This is a genomic window from Pseudomonas sp. MD195_PC81_125 (assembly GCF_014060985.1).
In the GTDB taxonomy this organism is placed as follows: Bacteria; Pseudomonadota; Gammaproteobacteria; order Pseudomonadales; family Pseudomonadaceae; genus Aquipseudomonas; species Aquipseudomonas parakoreensis.
The window spans coordinates 1-3,349 of the sequence record NZ_JABULD010000450.1; the positions used below are offsets into that span (position 1 = coordinate 1).

The 3,349-nt window shown below is 60.3% G+C and carries 2 protein-coding genes; both read right to left on the reverse strand.

The window, feature by feature from the left end; translation table 11 throughout:
• Positions 1-66: 66 nt before the first annotated feature.
• The gene (garD, locus tag HT737_RS18135; protein WP_121183706.1) at positions 67-1,620 is read right to left on the reverse strand and encodes a galactarate dehydratase; all 1,554 of its coding nucleotides are present in this window, start codon (positions 1,618-1,620) and stop codon (positions 67-69) included.
• 11 nt (positions 1,621-1,631) lie between these two features.
• The gene (locus tag HT737_RS18140; RefSeq protein ID WP_095667497.1) at positions 1,632-2,996 is read right to left on the reverse strand and encodes an MFS transporter; all 1,365 of its coding nucleotides are present in this window, start codon (positions 2,994-2,996) and stop codon (positions 1,632-1,634) included.
• Positions 2,997-3,349: the final 353 nt, after the last annotated feature.

Here is a 3,349-nt window from a genome sequence, read left to right on the forward strand (position 1 = left end):
GCTCCTACAGTGGAATTTCGCGTTTCCCCTGTAGGAGCTGCCGCAGGCTGCGATCTTTTTTTGGACTCAGGTAATCGGCGCCGGATTGAACAGGGTGATGTCGTTATGCAGCTTGTGCTTCTCCGCCCATGTCTGCTGCTTGCCGCTCGCCACATCCAGGTAATAGTGGAACAACTCCCAGCCCAACGCCTCGATGGTCGCGCGTCCGGTGGCGATACGTCCGGCGTCGATGTCGATCAGATCCGGCCAGCGTTGCGCCAGCTCGGTCCGGGTCGAGACCTTGACCACCGGCGCCATGGCCAGGCCATACGGCGTACCTCGCCCGGTGGTGAACACATGCAGGTTCATCCCCGCGGCCAACTGCAAGGTGCCGCAGACAAAATCACTCGCCGGCGTCGCGCAGAAAATCAAACCTTTCTGCTTGAAACGCTCACCAGGGCCGAGCACGCCATTGATCGCGCTGCTGCCGGATTTGACGATCGAGCCCAGCGACTTTTCGACAATGTTCGACAAACCGCCCTTCTTGTTGCCCGGCGTGGTATTGGCGCTGCGATCCGCTTCGCCCTTGGCCAGATAGCGGTCGTACCAGTCCATCTCGCGCACCAGTTCCTGCGCCACGGTCTTGGTTTCGGCACGGGACGTCAGCAGATAGATCGCATCGCGCACTTCGGTGACTTCGGAAAACATCACCGTCGCCCCGGCGCGCAGCAGCAAGTCCGAGGCATACCCCAACGCCGGGTTGGCGGTGATGCCGGAGAACGCATCGCTGCCGCCGCACTGCATGCCGAGGATCAGCTCGGAGGCCGGCACGGTTTCGCGGCGGCGCTGGTCAAGTTTCTGTAAACGGACTTCAGCCAGCGCCATGATCTGCTCGATCATCTCGGTGAAGCCGTGACTGGAATCCTGCAGGCGATATAGCCACGGCTCGCTGAGATCCACCGAGGCGTCATCCTCGTGCATCACCTGCCCGGCCTGCAATTTCTCGCAGCCCAGACTGATCACCAGCGCTTCGCCACCCAGGTTCGGGTTGCGTGCCAGATTGCGCACGGTGCGGATCGGGATGTACGCATCGGTGGCGGTGATCGCCACGCCGCAGCCGTAACTGTGGGTGAGCGCCACCACGTCATCAACGTGCGGATACTTCGGCAGCAACTCGTCCTTGATGCGTTTCACCGCGTGATCGAGCACGCCGGTGACGCACTGCACCGTGGTGGTGATCCCGAGAATGTTGCGCGTGCCGACGGTGCCGTCGGCGTTGCGATAACCCTCGAACGTGAAGCCTTCCAGCGGTGCCTGCGCGGCCGGCACTTCGGTGGACAGCGGCAGGCTGTCCAGCGGCGGCGCGGTCGGCATGCGCAGTTGATCTTCCTTGACCCAGCTGCCCCGCGGGATCGGCTGCAACGCGTAGCCGATGGTCTGGCCGTAGCGAATCACCTGGCCGCCCTCGGGAATGTCCTCAAGAGTCACCTTGTGGCTCTGCGGCACAAAATCCACGGTCACCAGACCGTCCGGAAACTCGGTGCCGGCCGGTACGCCTTGGTCGTTGACCACAATCACTACGTTGTCCCGCTCGTGCAGGCGGATGTAGCGCGGCGAGTCGGAATGTTCAATCAACTGCATGACGCCGCTCCTCAGGAATGCGCTTGAGACAATTTGCCAGTGATTTCAGAACCACCGTTGGTTGGCGGCTCTTTGAGCACCACACGTTTGATCGGGCCGACGATCACCAGATAGCTGAACACCGCAACCAGTGCGTTGGCACCGACGAACACCAGCGCCCACTTGAACGAACCGGTGGAGCTGATGATGTAGCCAATCACGATCGGCGTGGTAATCGAAGCGAGGTTGCCGAAGGTGTTGAACAACCCGCCGCTCAGGCCGGCGATCTGTTTCGGCGAGGTGTCGGACACCACCGCCCAACCCAGCGCGCCCACGCCTTTGCCGAAGAAGGCCAGGGCCATGAAACCAACGACCATCCATTCCACGTCAACATAGTTGCAGGCCACGATGCTGCTCGATACCAGCAAGCCGGCAATGATCGGCGCCTTGCGGGCGAAGGTCAGCGAATGCCCTTTGCGCAGCAGGTAATCGGAAATCACCCCGCCGAGCACCCCACCAATAAAGCCGCAGATCGCCGGCAACGAGGCAATGAAACCGGCCTTGAGGATGGTCATGCCGCGCTCCTGCACCAGGTACACCGGGAACCAGGTCAGGAAGAAATAAGTGATGCCGTTGATGCAGTACTGGCCCAGATACACGCCGAGCATCATGCGGTTGGTCAGCAACTGACGGATGTAATCCCACTTCGGCCCGTCGGCTTTTTTGCCTTGCTTGACGTCCATGTCGACCATGCCGCCATTGTCGGCGATGAACTGCACTTCGGCTTCGTTGGCCAGCGGATGCTGACGCGGGCTGTGGATAACCTTGAGCCAGACCAGCGAGAAGATGATGCCGAGGATACCCATGACAATAAACACGTGCTCCCAGCCGAAGCGATACACGATCCAGCCCATCAGCGGTGCAAACAGCACAGTGGCGAAGTATTGCGCCGAGTTGAAGATCGCCGAGGCCGTACCGCGTTCAGCGGTCGGGAACCAGGCCGCGACAATCCGTGCGTTACCGGGAAAAGATGGCGCCTCCGCCAGACCGACCAGGAAGCGCAGCATGAACAGTGCAACGATCGCCGTGGACATGCCAAATTCACCGACAAAGCCTTGCAGCACGGTGAACAGCGACCAGGTGAAAATGCTCAGGGCGTAGACTTTTTTCGAGCCGAAGCGATCGAGCAGCCAGCCACCGGGAATCTGTCCGGCAACGTAGGCCCACCCGAAAGCGGAGAAGATATAACCGAGGGTGACCGCGTCGATACCGAGGTCTTTTTGCAGGCTGGAACCGGCGATGGCGATGGTCGCTCGGTCGGCGTAGTTGATCGTGGTCACCAGAAACAGCATGAGCAGGATCAAATAGCGGACGTGAGTCGGCTTGGACGATTGCATGTAGATGTACTCCCACTGATTATTTTTATGCGCGGGTGAATCTTTCTTTGGTCTGGCTTTTGTGGGAGCTGGCTTGCCAGCGATGGCATCACCGCGGTACGACGAACTATCGCGTCGTCCGCATCGCTGGCAAGCAGCTCCCACAGGTWTTGTGATGCGACTCAGAAAGTGAGCACACAGTAGATCCATGGCAAGCCGGCTCCCACAGGTTTTGTGGGTGCAGCTCAGAAAGTGAGCACACTGAAGATCCCTGTGGGAGCTGGCTTGCCAGCGATGAGGCCCGCACCGTCACAGATATTGTGTGATTTGAACAAGGCCCCGCWCGCATGTCCTCACGTATCGCCAGCAAGCCG